This is a genomic window from Streptomyces showdoensis (assembly GCF_039535475.1).
Taxonomy (GTDB): domain Bacteria; phylum Actinomycetota; class Actinomycetes; order Streptomycetales; family Streptomycetaceae; genus Streptomyces; species Streptomyces showdoensis.
This window is the reverse complement of record NZ_BAAAXG010000026.1, coordinates 2,394,768-2,411,701: the sequence shown is the minus strand read 5'-3', so window position 1 is coordinate 2,411,701 and position 16,934 is coordinate 2,394,768. Positions and strand designations below refer to the sequence as shown.

Genomic DNA, 16,934 nt, shown 5'->3' with positions numbered 1-16,934 from the left:
CGCCCGCTACGGCGCGGGGTGCCGCACCAGCCACTCCTGGAACTCCCGGTGGCGGAACTGGTAGGCGGCACCGGAGGTCCGGAGCAGGCCGGCGGCGACGGACCAGTCGAGGAAGCGGGCGAGGCGGAGGGGGAGGCGGCGCAGGTTCCACAGCCGGAACAGTCCGTACTCGACGAGACCCGAGAGCAGTTCGAGCACGACGGCCGAACCGATCATCGCCACGACCGACGTCGGCAGCCTCATGGCCTCGCCGCCGTAGAACACCGCCGCCACCGCCGTGACGAGCACAGTGGCGAGGGCCAGTTGGCCCCGCAGCTGGCCCGCCGGGCCCGTGGCAGCGTCGTCGACTTCCGCCGCAGCGGCGAACACCAGGTAGAGGACGAACACCGCTCCCACCACCGGCGCCAGCGAGGTCATGCCCTGGCCGCCCAACCGCTGCGGCACGGCCTGCCAGATGCCGAACAGCAGGGTGCCCGAGATCATCAGTCCGGACCAGCTCCGGGGCACCCTTCGCATCACCCGGCGCACTCCCACCCGCCACAACGCACTGCCGGCCGGCGGCATCGACGCCGCCGCCTGCGACCGTGACGACACCTGCGCCCTCAGCCTCCGGACCAGTACGGCGATCATGAGGAGCACCGCGAGCACGACCGGGAACGACAGCTCGACGCGCTCCCCCGAATCCAGCGCGAGATCCGCCAGCACGACCCACAGAATCACGCCGAGCTGGACCAGTTCCAGCACCCTGACCGCCCAGCGGGGCGCGAACCGCCCGAGCCCCAGCAGGGCCAGGTCGGTCTCCGGCCCCAGGAGCACGGCGAGCACCCGCAGCCGCCGGTGCACCCAGCCAGGCGCGTAACGCCCCGCCCCCACCGCCGCGCTCCTCACCGACGCCCCGATGAACCGCCCCAGCAGCAGATCCGCCGTCTCCCCCTCCGTCCCCGCACCCACCAGCTCCGCCGGGTCGCCGTCCCGTTCGTACGCCACCGCCACGAGGGTCAGCCGCCACGGCGTGGACAGGGCGCGGGCCAGGACACCGTGCGGGTGGGCGCGGAGTTCGTCGAGGACGGGGTCCCAGCGGTGCGGGCGGCGGGCCCCGCGGAGCGCCAGGAAGTCGTGGGCGCGCTCCGCCGTCACCGGGTCGATCCCGATGCGCGCCGCGTCGAGGATGTGGACCCCGTCGGCCTCCAGCGCGTCGTACTCGCGCGAGCGGCAGGTGAGGACGAGCGGCGCGGGTTCGGTGCCGTCCTGGTAGCGGGAGAGGGCCTCCAGGGCCCGGCCCGCGCGGGAGTCGGCGGCGGGGGTGCCCGTCGGGTCCATCTCGTCGAGGCCGTCGAGGACGGGAAGCACCATGCGGGCGGCGACGACCCGGCGGGCGGAGGCCGCCGGCAGGCCGTAGTCCCGTTCCAGGTGGCGGGTGAGCCAGTCGCGGAAGGGCTCCCCCGCGTCCCAGTCGGCGAGGGCGACGAGCACCGGGACGGGCTCGTCGTCGGCCCGCACCCGGGTGAGCTCCATGACGAACTTGCGGGCCAGCACGGTCTTCCCGGCCCCCGGCTCGCCCGTGATGACCAGCCGCCGCGGCCGCAGCCCCCGGTAGTCCTCGACGACCTTCTCCAGCCGGCCCGCGGGCGAGGCCGGCAGCTCGGCGGCGCGGGCGCCCGCGTACGGGCGGAAGGCGAAGGTGACGTCGATGGCCTTCAGGTCGCCGCCGAGCGAGCTCATCCACTGCGGCTCGCCGATCGCCTTCACCTCGCGGGCGAGCCGGGCGACCGCCGCCGCCTCGTCCTCGTCCGCGCGCCGCCAGAACGTGGCGACGAGTCCGACGACGCCGACCGCGCCGCACGCGAAGGCCATGAGGTCGGTCCGCTGGGACAGGTCGAGCGCGCCGGACCGCCCCGCGAGGGCCCAGAACAGCCCGCCGATCACCAGGGCGCAGCCGCCCGCCCCGATCACCCACCTGCGCACCACCCGCATCCCCCTCCCCGTTCCGGTCATCCTGCCGGAACGGGGAGGGGGCGCGGTCGGGAACGGGTCAGGACCCCAGGATCTCCGCCAGGAACTCCCCGGTCCACGCGAGCAGTTCGCGGCCGACGACCGGCTTCCCGCCGATCTTCCCGGCGGTCGGGCGCGGCACCAGGATCTGGTGGACGGCCGGCTTGATGACCGTGCGCGGGTAGAGCCGCTTCAGGCGCAGCTCCTGGGACTCGCGCAGCTCCACCGGCGCGAAGCGGATGTTGGGGCCCTGGAGGACGATCTCGCCGACGCCGCAGGCGCGGGCCAGCATGCGCAGGCCGGCGACGAGGAGGAGGTTCTCGACCGGCTCGGGCAGCTTGCCGTAGCGGTCGGTGAGCTCCTCGCGCACGGCCTTGATGTCCTCCTCCGAGTTGGCGGAGGCGATGGCCCGGTAGGCCTGGAGGCGCAGACGCTCGCCGGGGGCGTAGTCGTGCGGGACGTGGGCGTCGACCGGGAGCTCGATCTTGACCTCCAGGGGGGCCTCCTCCTCCTCGCCGCCCTCCATCTGCGCCCGGTAGTCGGCGACGGCCTCGCCGACCATCCGTACGTACAGGTCGAAGCCGACCCCCGCGATGTGGCCGGACTGCTCGCCGCCGAGCAGGTTGCCCGCGCCGCGGATCTCCAGGTCCTTCATCGCCACGTACATGCCCGCGCCCATCTCGGTGTGCTGGGCGATGGTCGCGAGGCGCTCGTGGGCGGTCTCGGTGAGGGGCTTCTCCGGCGGGTAGAGGAAGTAGGCGTAGCCGCGCTCGCGGCCCCGGCCGACGCGGCCGCGCAGCTGGTGCAGCTGGCTCAGGCCGAAGTTGTCGCCGCGCTCGACGATCAGGGTGTTGGCGTTGGAGATGTCGATGCCGGACTCGACGATCGTGGTCGAGACCAGGACGTCGAACTTCTTCTCCCAGAAGTCCACCACGACCTGTTCCAGGGCCTGCTCGGACATCTGGCCGTGGGCCGTCGCGATCCGGGCCTCGGGGACGATCTCGCGCAGCCGGGCCGCCGCGCGGTCGATGGACTCGACGCGGTTGTGGATGTAGAAGACCTGGCCCTCGCGCAGCAGTTCGCGGCGGATGGCCGCGCCGATCTGCTTCTCCTCGTACGGGCCGACGAAGGTGAGGACCGGGTGCCGCTCCTCGGGGGGCGTCGTGATCGTCGACATCTCCCGGATGCCGGTCACCGCCATCTCCAGCGTCCGGGGGATGGGGGTGGCGGACATGGTCAGCACGTCGACGTTGGCGCGGAGCTTCTTCAGCTGCTCCTTGTGCTCGACGCCGAAGCGCTGCTCCTCGTCGACGATGACCAGGCCCAGGTCCTTGAACTTCGTCTCGGAGGAGAACAGGCGGTGGGTGCCGATGACGACGTCGACCGAGCCGTCCTTCAGGCCCTCCATCGTCGCCTTCGACTCGGTGTCCGTCTGGAAGCGGGACAGCGCGCGGACGTTGACGGGGAACTGCGAGTAGCGCTCGGAGAAGGTGCCGAAGTGCTGCTGCACGAGCAGCGTGGTGGGCACGAGGACGGCGACCTGCTTGCCGTCCTGGACGGCCTTGAAGGCGGCGCGGACGGCGATCTCCGTCTTGCCGTAGCCGACGTCGCCGCAGATCAGACGGTCCATGGGGACGGTCTTCTCCATGTCCTCCTTCACCTCGGCGATGGTGGACAGCTGGTCGGGCGTCTCCGCGTACGGGAAGGCGTCCTCCAGCTCCCGCTGCCAGGGGGTGTCGGGGGCGAAGGCGTGGCCGGGGGCGGCCATGCGGGCGGAGTACAGCTTGATGAGGTCGGCGGCGATCTCCTTGACCGCCTTCTTGGCGCGCGCCTTGGTCTTGGTCCAGTCGGCGCCGCCGAGGCGGTGCAGGGTCGGGGCCTCGCCGCCCACGTACTTGGTGACCTGCTCCAGCTGGTCGGTGGGGATGTAGAGGCGGTCGCCGGGCTGGCCGCGCTTGGCGGGCGCGTACTCGACCAGGAGGTACTCGCGGGTGGCGCCCTGCACGGTCCGCTGGACCATCTCGATGTAGCGGCCGACGCCGTGCTGCTCGTGGACGATGTAGTCGCCGACCTCCAGGGTCAGCGGGTCGATCGTCTTGCGCCGCTTGGCGGGCATCCGCTGCCCGTCCTTGCCGGCGGCCTTCTGCCCGGACAGGTCGGTCTCGGTGAGGACGGCCAGCTTGAGCGCCGGGTCGACGAAGCCGTAGTCGATGGAGCCGCAGGCCACGTGGACGACGGACGGGGAGATCGCGGCGAGGTCGGTGTCGAGGCGGGCGGCGATGCCCTCGCCGCCGAGCACCTCGACGGTCCGGGAGGCGGGGCCGTGGGCCTCCGTCACGTAGACCGTGCGCCAGCCCTCGGCCAGCCAGCCCTTGGTGTCGGCGAGGGCGCGGGCGGTGTCGCCGCGGTAGGTCTCGGGGGCGTGCATGCCGAGCTTGAGGGTGTCGGCGGCGAGGGCGGTGTCGTCGGCGGCGAACGGGGACACCGACCACCACATCATGTCCAGCTCGCGGGCCCGGTCGCGGACGTCCGCGATCCCCCGGAGGGAGGCCGCGCCGACGTCGATCGGGGCCTCGCCGCCGCCGGCCGTGGCGGCCCAGGAGGCCTGCAGGAACTCCTGGCTGGTCGCCACCAGGTCGGCGGCCCGGGTGCGCACCCGCTCGGGGTCGCAGACGACGGCCATGGAGCCCTCGGGGAGGACGTCGAGCAGCAGCTCCATGTCGTCGACGAGGACGGGCGCGAGGGACTCCATGCCCTCCACCGCGATGCCCTCGGCGATCTTGTTGAGCAGCTCGCCGAGCTCGGGGTGGGCCTCGGCGAGGGCGGCCGCCCGCTCCCGTACGTCGTCGGTCAGCAGCAGCTCGCGGCAGGGCGGCGCCCACAGGCCGTGCTCGGCGACCTCCAGGGACCGCTGGTCGGCGACCTTGAAGTAGCGGATCTCCTCGACGTCGTCGCCCCAGAACTCGATGCGGAGCGGGTGCTCCTCGGTGGGCGGGAAGACGTCCAGGATGCCGCCGCGGACGGCGAACTCGCCGCGCTTCTCGACGAGCTCCACCCGGGAGTACGCGGCGGCGGCGAGGCCCTCGACGATCTCGTTCAGGTCGGCGGTCTGCCCGCTCCTCAGCGCCACCGGCTCCAGCTCGCCCAGCCCCTTGACCTGCGGCTGGAGCACCGAGCGGATGGGCGCGACGACGACGCTGACGGGTCCGGCGGCGGGGTCGTCGGTACGGGGGTGGGCGAGGCGCCGCAGGACGGCGAGGCGCCGGCCGACGGTGTCCGAGCGAGGGCTCAGCCGCTCGTGCGGCAGCGTCTCCCAGGACGGGTAGTCGACGACCGTGTCGGGGTCGAGGAGCGAGCGCAGGGCGGCGGCCAGGTCCTCGGCCTCGCGCCCGGTGGCGGTGACCGCGAGCACCGTCCGCCCGGCCTCACGGGCGAGGGCGGCGACGGCGAAGGGGCGGGCGGCGGGCGGGCCGACCAGGTCGACGTGCGCGCGGTTGCCGTCGCGGGCGGCCGTCACCGCTTCGGCGAGTGCGGCGTCCTTGACGACGGCGTCCAGCAGACCGTGCAGGCTCATGAAGGTCCATCCCGGCGGAGGTGGGCAACGCGAAGGGCCCGACACGTCTCACGGGCCGGGGGCTCCAGCGTACGACGCCCCGCCGACAGCCGCCGCCGGACCCGGCCGTGTGGGGCGGGTCCGGCGGCGGGCGCGGAGGCTCCGGGACTACTCCGTCGCGATCGCGTTCAGCACGTTCATCCGTCCTGCCCGGAAGGCCGGGACCAGGGCCGCGAAGAGGCCGACGAAGGCCGAGCCGACGAAGACGGTGAGGATCGTCGGCCAGGGGATCTCCAGGACGCCCAGGCCCTCCAGGGCGAGGAGCCGCTGGGCGGCGGTGCCCCAGCCGAGGCCCAGGCCGAGGCCGAGGAGGGCGCCGAAGAGGGCGATGACGACCGACTCCAGGCGGATCATGCGGCGCAGCTGGCGTCGGGAGAGGCCGATGGCGCGCATCAGGCCGATCTCGCGGGTCCGCTCGACGACCGACAGGGCGAGGGTGTTCACCACCCCGAGGACGGCGACGATGATCGCGAGGGCGAGCAGTCCGTACACGATGTTCAGGAGCTGGCCGACCTGGTCCTGGAGCTGCTTCTTGTAGTCGGCCTGGTCGGCGACCTTGTACTGCGGGTAGGGGGCGAGGGCCTTCTTCAGCCCCTCGTACGCGGCGGCCTCCTGGCCGTCCTTCGCCGTGGCGAAGACGATCATGCTCTTGGGCATCCGCTCGGCCGGGAGGAAGCGGGCCGCGGTGGTGATGTTCGTGTACATCACGCCCTTGTCGATGTTGTTGTCGTCGGAGGTGACGGCCGCGACCCGCAGCCGGGCCTTCTCGCCGCCCTTGAAGGCGACCGTCAGCGTGTCGCCGACCTTCACGCCGTGCTCGGCGGCGTAGAGGCTGCCGACGGACATCGCGCCCGGCCCGTAGGCGGCGGACAGCTCGCCCGCGGTGGTGTCGCGGCGCACGTCCTGGGCGTACGTCGGGTCGGCGGCGACCAGGCCCAGCTCGGCGGCCTTTCCGCGCGGGTCGGTGACGACGGCCTCGACCCACTTGTACTCGGTGACGTGGTCGAGCCCCGGGGCCCGCTCCACGGCCGCCTGGGCCTGCGGCACGACCGGCTGCCGGTTGGTGGACTGCACGATGAAGTCGGCGCCGACGGAGCGGTCGAGCTCCTCCGTTGCGGAGGCGACCATCGAGGAGCCGACCACGGACAGGCAGGCGACGAGCGCGAGGCCGATCATCAGGGCGGCTCCGGTGGCGCCGGTGCGGCGCGGGTTGCGCAGCGCGTTGCGCTCGGCCATGCGGCCGACCGGGCCGAAGACCCGCAGCACGACGAGGCCGAGGCCCCGGACGACTCCGCCGGACAGCAGCGGGCCGATCACGACGAAGCCGAGCAGCGACAGGACGACGCCGAGGCCGAGCCAGAGGGAGCCCGCGCCGGCCTTCTCGGCCTGCGTGGCGGCCCAGAGCGCGGCGGCGCCCGCGGCGGTGAGGACCAGGCCGAGGACGGCCCGTACCGCACCCGCCTTGCCGTCGGCGGGGGTTCCCGCGTCGCGCAGGGCGGCCATCGGGGAGACCTTCGAGGCCCGGCGGGCGGGCACGAAGGCGGCGAGGAGGGTGACGACGACGCCGAGGACCAGGCCGACGACGGGGGTGGTCCAGCGGACGGTGAGGTCCTCGGTGGACAGCTCCATGCCCATGGACGACATGAGCTGCATCAGGCCGACGGCGAGCCCCACGCCGGCCGCGACGCCCGCGACCGAGCCGACGACGCCGAGGAGCAGCGCCTCGACGAGGACGGAGCGGTTGATCTGGCGGCGGGAGGAGCCGATGGCCCGCAGCAGGCCGATCTCGCGGGTTCGCTGGGCGACCAGCATGGAGAAGGTGTTGACGATGAGGAAGATGCCGACGAGGAACGCGATCCCGGCGAAGCCGAGCATCGCGTACTTCATGACGTCGAGGAAGCCGGCGACGTCCTCGCGGCCGGCGTCGGCGGACTCGGCGGCGGTCCGCAGCGTGTAGCCGGAGCCGACGGCCGCCGCGATGTCCGCCTTGAGGGCCTCGTCGTCGACGCCGGGCGCCGCGTCGGCGGTGATCCGGGTGAACAGGCCCTCCTTGCCGAGGAGTTCACGCTGGGCGGTGGCGGTGTCGAAGTAGACGAGGGTGGCGCCGGGGTTGGTGACCTTGAAGTCGACGATGCCGGAGATCCGCGCGGTGAAGTCGCCGGTGACGGCGATGGTGCGCAGCTCGTCGCCGATCTTCAGGTGGTGCTTCTCGGCGGTGCCGCCGTCGACCATGACCTCGGTGGGGCCGCGCGGCTCGTGGCCGGACGCGATCTCCATCGAACGCAGCTCGTCGGAGGACCAGTTGGCGGCGATGGTCGGGGCACCGGTGGTGGGACCGACGTTCTCGTCGCGGGAGTCGACGACGGTGACGCTGGTGGAGACGACCTGGCCCTGCGCGGCCTTGACGCCCTTGGCGCCCTGGACCTTCGCGACGAGCGAGGCGGGCAGCGTCTCGGGGCGCCCGTTCTGCGGGATCTCGTCGTCCTGGCCGGCCCGCGACGGGCTGACGGTGACGTCCGAGGCGGTGGAGGCGAAGAGCTTGTCGAAGGTGGCGGTCGTGGTGTCGCTGAACACCAGGGTGCCGCAGACGAAGGCGACGGAGAGGAGGACGGCGACGGCGGAGAGCGCCATGCGGCCCTTGTGCGCGAGGAAGCTGCGCAGCGAGGTCTTGAGCACGGTCACGACGTCCGCCCGCGCGCGTCGAAGTCCTTCATGCGGTCGAGGACGGCCTCGGCGGTGGGCCGGTGCATCTCGTCGACGATGCGCCCGTCGGCGAGGTAGAGGACCCGGTCCGCGTAGGAGGCGGCGACGGGGTCGTGGGTGACCATGACGATGGTCTGCCCCAGCTCGTCCACCGACTGCCGGAGGAAGCCGAGGACTTCGGCCCCGGCCCGCGAGTCGAGGTTCCCGGTCGGCTCGTCACCGAAGATGATCTCGGGCCGGGCGGCGAGCGCGCGGGCCACGGCGACGCGCTGCTGCTGGCCACCGGAGAGCTGGGTGGGCCGGTGCCTGAGCCGCTCGCCGAGACCGACGGTCTCGACGACCCGCCGCAGCCACTCCTGGTCGGGCTTGCGGCCGGCGATGTCCATCGGCAGCGTGATGTTCTCCAGCGCGTTCAGCGTGGGGAGCAGGTTGAAGGCCTGGAAGATGAAGCCGATGCGGTCGCGCCGCAGCCGGGTCAGCTTCTTGTCCTTCAGGCCGGTGATCTCGGTCTCGTCGAGGAAGATCTGGCCGCCGGTGACGGTGTCGAGCCCGGCGAGGCAGTGCATGAGCGTGGACTTGCCGGAGCCCGAAGGCCCCATGATCGCGGTGAACTGTCCGCGGGCGATGTCCACGTCGACGTGGTCGAGCGCGACGACCCGGGTCTCCCCCGTGCCGTACGCCTTGACGACCTGTCGCGCCCGCGCGGCGACGGCCGTACGCCCTCCAGTACCCCCGTGCCTGGGGATGGTCACAGCCGAAGTCACGGTAAGTCTCCTATGCGGTCTTCGTGTTGGTCTGCGGTCTTCGTGTTCGTACGGGATTCCGTAAGACCAAGCTAAGGACGGCGGGGGCCCGGCTCGTCCTCCGTCGGGACGAACGGCCCCTGGGCTGGATGGGGGAGGAGCCCCTAGGGGTTCTCCATCGGAGGATCGAGTGAGAGGCTGACCCGGGCGCACTTAGATGTACGAAGCATCCGTCGGGTGGGGAGAGGGGCCAGCGTGTCCGAGGCGACCACGAGACAGACAGTGCCGCCGGGGGCGGACGCCACCCGGCGCGGACCGGTCGTCGCCGCGCTGATGCTCGCCATGGCGCTCGCCGCGCTCGACGGCACCGTCGTCTCCACCGCCGTCCCCCAGATCGTCGGCGACCTCGGCGGACTCTCCGTCTTCTCCTGGCTGTTCTCCGGCTATCTGCTCGCCGTGACGGTGACGCTCCCGGTGTACGGGAAGCTCAGCGACACCTTCGGCCGCAAGCCCGTCCTGGTCTCGGGAATCGTCCTCTTCCTGGCCGGCTCGGTGCTGTGCGCGACCGCCTGGGACATGTACTCGCTGATCGCCTTCCGCATCGTCCAGGGCCTGGGCGGCGGCGCCCTCCAGGGCACGGTCCAGACGATCGCCGCCGACCTCTACCCGCTGAAGGAGCGCCCCAGGATCCAGGCCCGCCTCTCCTCCGTGTGGGCCACCGCCTCGGTGGCGGGCCCGGCGGCGGGCGGACTGCTCGCCGGGTACGCGGACTGGCGCTGGATCTTCCTGGTCAACCTGCCGGTCGGGGCGGCGGCGCTGTGGCTGATCACGCGGTACCTGGTGGAGCCCGGGCGCCCCCTAGGGGACGGGCGGCCGGAACCCGCCGCCGGGCACGCCGACGCTTCCCGCTCCCGCCCCGGTGCCCGCACCCGCACCCGTGTCCGTGCCCGGGTCTCCGTCGACTGGGCCGGCGCCCTCGCCATCTTCGCCACCGGCACCCTGCTCCTGACGGCGCTCGTCCAGGGCGGCGTCGCCTGGCCCTGGCTCTCGGGCCCGTCGCTCGGCCTGTTCGGCGGGGCGGCGGCGCTCGGCGTCCTCACCGTGTTCATCGAGCGACGGGCCGCCGAACCGATCATCCCGGGCTGGGTCTGGCGCCGCCGCACCATCGCCGCCGTCAACCTGGCGCTCGGCGCCCTGGGCCTGCTGATGGTCGCCCCGACCGTCTTCCTGCCCACGTACGCCCAGGCCGTCCTCGGCCTCGGCCCGATCGCCGCGGGCTTCGTGCTCTCCGCGATGACCCTGAGCTGGCCCGTCACCGCCGCCCTGTCCAACCGGGTCTACACCCGCATCGGCTTCCGCCTCACCGCGATCCTCGGCATGACCGGCGCCCTCCTGGTCCTGCTCGCCTTCCCCCTGCTGCCCTTCCCCGGCGAGCCCTGGCAGCCCGCGCTGCTGATGCTGCTGCTCGGCGGGGCGCTCGGCTTCTTCCAGCTGCCGCTGATCGTCGGCGTCCAGTCGACCGTCCCGTACGAGGAGCGGGGCACGACCACCGCCTCCGTCCTCTTCGTGCGCCAGGTCGGACAGAGCGTCGGCGCCGCCCTGTTCGGCGCCGTCGCCAACGGGGTGCTCGCCGCGCGGCTGGGCGGCGGGGGCGGTGAGGGGAGTGGCGGGGGCGGTGACCTGGACGGTCTGGTCCGCGCCCTGGAGGACCCCGGCTCGCTCACCGGACAGGCCGCCGACCACCTGCGCCGGGCGGTGGACGCGGCCGTCGACTACGTCTTCGTCGGCGCGGCGGGCGCGGCGGCCCTCGCCCTCCTGGCCCTGCTCACCCTCGCCCCGCGCCGCTTCCCGGTGCTCAAGGAGCAGCGGTCCGCCGAGGACGGGGCGGACCGGGCGGACCGGGCGGACGGAACCGAAGGGACCGACACGGCGGACGGGACCGAGAAGGCGGACGGGACCGACACGGCGGACGGGACGGACGCTACCGCCGGCTCCGCGGGCTGAGCGCGAGCGGCAGGACGGCGAGCAGTTCGCCGAGGGCCCCGGCCCACAACGCGGTCCGCACCCCCGCGTACTGGCCGAGGAGCGCGCCGAGCAGCGCGCCCAGCGGCATGCAGCCCCACACCACGAAGCGGAAGGTCGCCGTCACCCGGCCCAGCAGCGGCTCAGGGACGAGACGCTGGCGCAGCGCCACCGACCCGATCTTGAAGGGCATGAACGCCGTCCAGCCCAGCCCCTGGAGCGCCACCGCCACCGCGAAGCGCCAGTCCGCCTGGAAGAACGGCAGCGCCAGCAGCCACAGCACCCCGCTCACGACGACGGAGCCGCACATCACCACCCGGCCCTCGCCGAACCGCCCGCCCAGCCGCGCGGCGACCCGGGCGGTGAGCAGACTGCCGAGGAAGCCGCCGGCCGCCTCCGCCGTGAAGACCAGGCCGCACAGGAACGGCGAGAGCCCGAGACCGCCCTCGCCCTCCCCCGCGAGCAGCACCAGGAGCATGGAGGCGCCGACCGTGCCGCACAGGTTGGAGACCGCGGCGGTCAGGGTGAGCGCCCGCAGCACCGGCGTCCGGAACACGAACCGAAGGCCCTCGCCGATCTCCGCCCGCAGCCGCGTCCCGGGCCGCCGTTCGGGCCGCGGGTCGGGGCGGCGGATCCGGGAGAGCAGCAGCGCGGACGCCAGGAAGCTGACCGCGTCGGCGACCAGCGCGAGCGGCGCGCCGACGGCGGCGATCAGCGCCCCGCCCGCGCCGGGACCGCCGGCCGCGGTGACCGTACGGGTCGACTCCAGGGCCACGTTCGCCGCCAGCAGCCGGTCCGCGGCGACCAGCCCGGGCAGATGGCTCTGGTAGGCGATGTCGAAGAAGGCCGTGCAGACCGACATCCCGAAGGCCACCGCGTACAGCTGGGGAAGGGTCAGGACACCGCACCAGGCGGCCACCGGCAGGGAGGCCAGGAGCAGCGCCCTGACCAGGTCGGTCACGACCATCACCCGGCGGCGGCGCATCCGGTCCACCCAGGCTCCGGCGGGCAGCCCCAGCAGCAGGAAGCCGAGGTACTCGCACATCACGAGCAGCCCCGTCCCGAAGGGCGAGGCACCGAGCGGGCCGATCGCCACCAGGGGCAGGGCGAGCACGGTGACCGCGGTGCCGGCCTGGCTCACGGTGTCCCCGGCCCACAGCCGGCGGAAGTCCGGGAGGCGCCACAGCGGGGGCGGGACGGGGAGGGCGGGGGCAGGGGCGGCGGGTGCGGTCGCGGGCGCCGCGGCGGTCGTATCCGGGGTCATGTCCGGGAACACCACCACCCGGCCCGGCTCCTGCCCATTGTTTTAGTCTGGGCTAAACAGTCCGAGGGGGGCGCGCTCATGGGTGACGTACGGTTCGGGGTCGACGACCTGGGGCGGCTGCGGTTCGCCGTGTCGCCCCTGTGGGAGACGGTCGCCGCCCTGCGCGCCGCCGCCGACCCGGGCGGCCATGCCCTCCATCTCCCCTGGCTCAAGCGGGTGTTGACGCTCCCCCGCCCCGTGGAGGCGCTCGACGCCGCCGTCCCCGCCCCGCGCTGCCCGCTGGCCGAGGTCGAGGAGGAGCTCGCCGCGTACGAGGGGCCCGCCGCGACGGCGCGGGCGCTGACCGACTGGTGGCGGGCGGCCGTCCGCCCCCACTGGCCGCGCATCCGCGCCGTCCTGGAGGCCGACCTCGCCCACCGCACCCGGCAGCTCTCCGAGGACGGCATCCAGGAGGTGCTGACCGGCCTCCACCCGGGCCTGCGCCGGACCGGGGACCGGCTGAGCTCGCCGGACCTGCCGGCCGGCGAACTCGCCCTGGACGGCGGCGGGATCACCCTCGCGCCCAGCGTCTTCGCCACCCGCTGCGTCCTGCTCCCCGGACGCCCCGGCACTCCCCCGTGCCTGGTGTATCCCGCGCGGGCCGTCGGCACCCTGTGGGAGCGCGGCGGGGACGGCGGCGACGGACTCGCCCGGCTCCTCGGCCGCAGCCGGGCCGGGCTGCTCGCGGGCACGAGCGCGCCGGCCACCACCACCGCGCTCGCCGCCCGCAGCGGGCTGACCCCGGGCGCCGTCTCCCAGCACCTCACGGTGCTGCGGGACGCGGGCCTGGTGACCGGCCACCGCTACCGGCGCGAGGTCTACTACCGGGCGAGCGAGCTGGGCCTCGCGCTCCTGGCGGGGGCGGGGACGGCCGGACCGACCGGGACAACCGGGGCCGTGGGGGCCGTGGGGGCCGTCGGAAGCGCCGAGGCCGTCGAGACCGCCCGGGGCTAGGCGCCGCCTTCGGGCTCCTCGCCCCTCGGCGGCTCCACCCGGCCGGTCAGCGCGGCCAGCGAGGAGCGGATGTGCTCCATGTGGGAGTGGATCTCCTCGCGGGCCTCGTCGTGCTCCCGCCGCACCCGGTCCGTCTCGCGCTCGATCCGCTCCTGCCGGAGGCGCGCCTCGGCGAGGATCTCCGCGGCCTTCGCCTCGGCGTCCTCCTGGCCGTGCCGGGCGGCCTCCTTCGTCTCGGCGAGCCCGCGCCGCGCCTCCTCCAGCTTGCCCTCCGCGTACGCGACGAGCTCGTCGTGCCGCGCGTCGAGCTCGGCCACCCGCTGCCCTGCCGCCCGCTCCGCCTCCTCGCGGAGCGCCTGGTGCTCCTCGCGCTGCGCGGCGCGGAGCGCCTCGGCCTCGCGCCGGATGCCGTCGAAGGCGGTCCGCGCGTCGGCCCGCGTCTTCTCGGCGTCGCGCTGCGCGGCGGTCCGCAGGGCGTCGGCCTGGAGCCCGGCCTCCCGGTCCGTCGCGCGGGCCGCCGAGTCGGCCGCCGCGCGGACGCCCTCCGCGTACGCCTTCGCCGCCTCGGCGGCCTCCGCGGCGGCCGCCTCCGCCGCCTCGGCGAGCTCCTGCGCCTCGGCCTCCGCGGTCCGTACGAGGGTCTCGTCCTCGGCCTCGGCGAGCTCCAGGATCCGGCGGGCCCGCTCGCTCAGGGTGTCGTAGCGCTGCGGGGCGAGGGTGGCGACGGCCTCGCGCAGCCGGGCCGCCTCCGCCTCCATCTCCTTGGCGAGGACGGTCAGGCGCGCCGCGCGCTCCCACGCGCCGTCGCGCTCCTCGGACAGCGCGGCCAGGTAGCGGTCGACCTGCTCCGGGCGGTAACCACGTCCCCGTCCGACGGCGAAACTCATCCCTGACGCCCCTTCGTCTCCCTTATGTCCGACAAACATCAAGGATGCGGCATCAGAACGGACGAAAGGCGCCCGACGTGAACACACGTCGAGCGCCTTTCGTCACATCCCGCTCATGCGGGGACCCGGTCGGGCTACAGCAGGCCGTCCCACATCTGCTCCAGCAGCACCGACCACCAGTTCTCCGGCGAGGACAGCGCCGCCGGGTCCAACATCGCCAGCTGCGCCTGGAAATCGGTCGTCCAGCGACCCGCCTGCTCCGGGTTGAGCCCGAACCGCAGCCGCCACATGCGCCCGAGCAGCGCCAGGCAGCGGACGAACTCCGGCAGCCCGGTGTTCACGAACTGCGGCGGCACCGACTGCCCGCCCGGACCGGCCTCCACCGGGACGGCCACGATGTGCGCCGTCCCGTACTGGACGCAGATCGCCCGGCCGAAGTCCGAACCGAGCACCAGGTACGAACCGGCGTCCGGCGCCGGCTGCACCTGCCGCTGCGCCGCCAGCTCCGCGAGCGTCGGCACCACCGGCATGGCCGGCTGCGCCCAGAAGAACGGCCCGAAGTCGGCCGGCAGACCCGCCCACACGAGCGTGACCGCCACCAGCTCCGGCACCCCCTGGCGGGACACCGCGCGCTGGTCGAAGCGCAGGATTCCGGGACCGAACGCCCCGGCCAGCTCCTGCGCCACCCCGTCCGGCGGCAGCGGCGGCGCCGGCTGCACCTGCGGCAGCGGCGCCCGCACCGGAGCGGGCCGCGCCGGACCGTCCGCGACCTGGTGCAACTCACCCTGGTGCGTGATGAGTTGCTGCATGCCCTGCTGACGGCCCGCGTGATCACGGCCGTACGGGGCGATGTTGGTGATCCGCGCCTGCGGCCAGGTCTCCCGGATCATCCGCGCGCAGTAACCGCCCGGCAGCTCGCACGACTCCAGCTCCGTGTGCAGCTCCAGCACCTGCTGCGGCGGCACGTTCATCGCGCGCAGCTCGTGCAGGATCTGCCACTCCGGGTGCGGCGTGCCCGGCGCGGAGCGGCGGATGATCTGCTGCTCCGAACCGTCGGGCGCGCGGAAGCGCAGCACGGCCTGGTAGCCGGGACCCACGGTCGGCAGCCCGGCGGGCGGCTGCTGCGGGTACCCGTACGCGGGCGGCGGCGCGGGCGCGTTCATCGGCGCGGGCGCCGGCCCCGGCGGCGGGGGCGGCCCGGCCGGACCGGGCTGCGCCAGCATCGTCGCGGCGTGCGCGATCCCACCGGGCGGCGTCCCTGCCGCACCGGGCATCCCCGGCGGCGGGGGCGGGGGCGGCGGCGCGCCGGGCCCGCCCTGGTTCGGGTGCGCCAGCATCGTCGCCGCGTGCGCCACCCCACCGGGCGGCGTCCCGGGCGCGCCCGGCATCCCCGGCGGCGGGGGCGGGGGCGGCGGGGCCCCCGGACCGCCCTGGTTCGGGTGCGCCAGCATCGTCGCCGCGTGGTGCACGGCGGGCGGCGGCGTCGCGCCGGGCGGCGCCGGCGGACCGGGCGGACCGGGCGGCGCGGGCTGCGCGGGCGCAGCGGCGGCGGGCGGCGTCGGCTGCGGGCCCTCGGGCCCGAGCTGCGACACCAGCTGCGTCCGCACGTACCCACCGGGCGGCGGCGTCGGCGCCTTGCTCGTCGCCGCGTCCGCGAGGTCCGCGGCACCGGGCGCGCCCTGCGGCGCGGGCGGGGCGGGCGGCGCGACGGGGCCGGGCGGGGTGCTCGGCGGCCCCGGGGGCACGGCGGGACCGCCCTGCCCGAACGGGGCGTCCGTGTTCAGCCGCGGGGCGATGGCGGTCGGCGGCAGCGCGCTGCCGCCCTTCATCAGCGCGGTGGGAGCGTCCGCGCCCACGACCGGCGGCGGCGTGTCCTCGTCGTCCGCCCCCGAGAGCGGCGGCGCGAACACCGTCGCCGGCAGCGGTACGGCCCCGTCGGCACCGCCCGCACTCGCGTTCGCGTCCGCCCACGGGCCCTGCGCGGGCGCGGCGGCGGGAGCCTCGGCCGGAGCCGGCACGGGGGCGGGCACCTGGACCGGGGCCGGAGCGGCCTCGGACGCGGCGGCCGGGGCCCCGGAGCCGTCCGGCACGGACACCCCGGCAGCGGGCGTGGCGGCCGGAACGGGCGCGGCCTCGGGCACGGGAGCGGCCTCGGGAAGCGGCACCGGCGCGGGCGCGGGCGCGGCCTCCGGCGCGGAGAACCCCCCGGCACCCGCCTCGGCCGCGGAAGCGGAGGCCCCGTCGACGGAGACCCCGGCGGCCGACGCCTCCGGACCCGCCGAACCACCCTCCGCCGACGCCCCCGCACTCGCCTGCGACGCGTTCGACTCCACCGGCGGCAGACCGATCTTGTCCGCCGCCTCCTGCAACCACTCCGGCGGACTCAGCAGGAACGAGGTCTGGTTCAGGTCGATCCGGGCCGACGCCTGCGCCGGCACCGGAGCCGCCTCCGCGGCGGCCCCGTACTCCTCCTCGTACCGGCGGATCACCTCACCCACCGGCAGCCCCGGCCACAGCGTCGCCTCACCGCTGTCACGGGCGATGACCAGCCGCTGCCGGCCCCCGTCCGGGGTCGGCGCCTCCTCGCGGTCCTCGGCCCACACCACGAAACCGAGCCCGAACTCCCGCACCCGCACCTCACGGTGCAGATACGCCGGCACATCGCCGTTGATCCACTCCTCGGCGCGCTCCTGCGCCTGCGCGAACGTCACCACAGC

9 protein-coding genes are annotated in these 16,934 nt (G+C 74.7%); 2 read left to right on the top strand and 7 right to left on the bottom strand.

Annotation, left to right across the window (positions count from 1 at the left end; translation table 11 throughout):
* Window positions 1–6 precede the first annotated feature (6 nt).
* The 4 genes from ABD981_RS24030 to ABD981_RS24015 all read right to left on the bottom strand — a co-directional run bounded on the left by ABD981_RS24030 (window position 7) and on the right by ABD981_RS24015 (window position 9,072).
* The gene (locus ABD981_RS24030) at window positions 7–1,965 is read right to left on the bottom strand and encodes an NACHT domain-containing protein (protein WP_131723948.1); all 1,959 of its coding nucleotides are present in this window, start codon (window positions 1,963–1,965) and stop codon (window positions 7–9) included.
* A gap of 67 nt (window positions 1,966–2,032) precedes the next feature.
* The gene (gene mfd / locus ABD981_RS24025; protein ID WP_046912052.1) at window positions 2,033–5,566 is read right to left on the bottom strand and encodes a transcription-repair coupling factor; all 3,534 of its coding nucleotides are present in this window, start codon (window positions 5,564–5,566) and stop codon (window positions 2,033–2,035) included.
* Between the two features lie 147 nt (window positions 5,567–5,713).
* On the bottom strand, window positions 5,714–8,287 hold the full coding sequence (locus ABD981_RS24020; protein ID WP_046912053.1) for an ABC transporter permease: 2,574 nt from the start codon (window positions 8,285–8,287) through the stop codon (window positions 5,714–5,716).
* Window positions 8,284–9,072, bottom strand: a complete 789-nt coding sequence (locus ABD981_RS24015; RefSeq protein WP_046912054.1) for an ABC transporter ATP-binding protein — start codon at window positions 9,070–9,072, stop codon at window positions 8,284–8,286. Before ABD981_RS24015 ends, ABD981_RS24020 begins: the two co-directional genes overlap by 4 nt.
* 234 nt (window positions 9,073–9,306) lie before the next feature.
* On the opposite strand from ABD981_RS24015, the gene ABD981_RS24010 reads away from it, so the two are divergent.
* Window positions 9,307–11,055, top strand: coding sequence for an MFS transporter (locus ABD981_RS24010; protein ID WP_046912055.1), 1,749 nt, complete (start codon window positions 9,307–9,309; stop codon window positions 11,053–11,055).
* On the opposite strand, the gene ABD981_RS24005 is transcribed toward ABD981_RS24010, so the two are convergent.
* Window positions 11,033–12,337: an MFS transporter gene (locus tag ABD981_RS24005; RefSeq protein WP_123955217.1), complete on the bottom strand. Its 1,305-nt coding sequence runs from the start codon at window positions 12,335–12,337 to the stop codon at window positions 11,033–11,035. The genes ABD981_RS24010 and ABD981_RS24005 overlap by 23 nt on opposite strands.
* Before the next feature lie 78 nt (window positions 12,338–12,415).
* On the opposite strand from ABD981_RS24005, the gene ABD981_RS24000 reads away from it, so the two are divergent.
* On the top strand, window positions 12,416–13,330 hold the full coding sequence (locus ABD981_RS24000) for an ArsR/SmtB family transcription factor (RefSeq protein WP_046912056.1): 915 nt from the start codon (window positions 12,416–12,418) through the stop codon (window positions 13,328–13,330).
* Here ABD981_RS24000 and ABD981_RS23995 read toward each other — a convergent pair.
* Window positions 13,327–14,217 carry a coiled-coil domain-containing protein gene (locus ABD981_RS23995; protein WP_046912057.1) on the bottom strand — a complete coding sequence of 297 codons (891 nt, stop codon included), beginning with the start codon at window positions 14,215–14,217 and terminating at the stop codon, window positions 13,327–13,329. The two genes, ABD981_RS24000 and ABD981_RS23995, sit on opposite strands and share 4 nt — an antisense overlap.
* 134 nt (window positions 14,218–14,351) lie before the next feature.
* Entirely contained in the window at window positions 14,352–16,931 is a 2,580-nt protein-coding gene (locus tag ABD981_RS23990; protein WP_345530377.1) for an SUKH-4 family immunity protein, read from the bottom strand.
* Window positions 16,932–16,934: the final 3 nt, after the last annotated feature.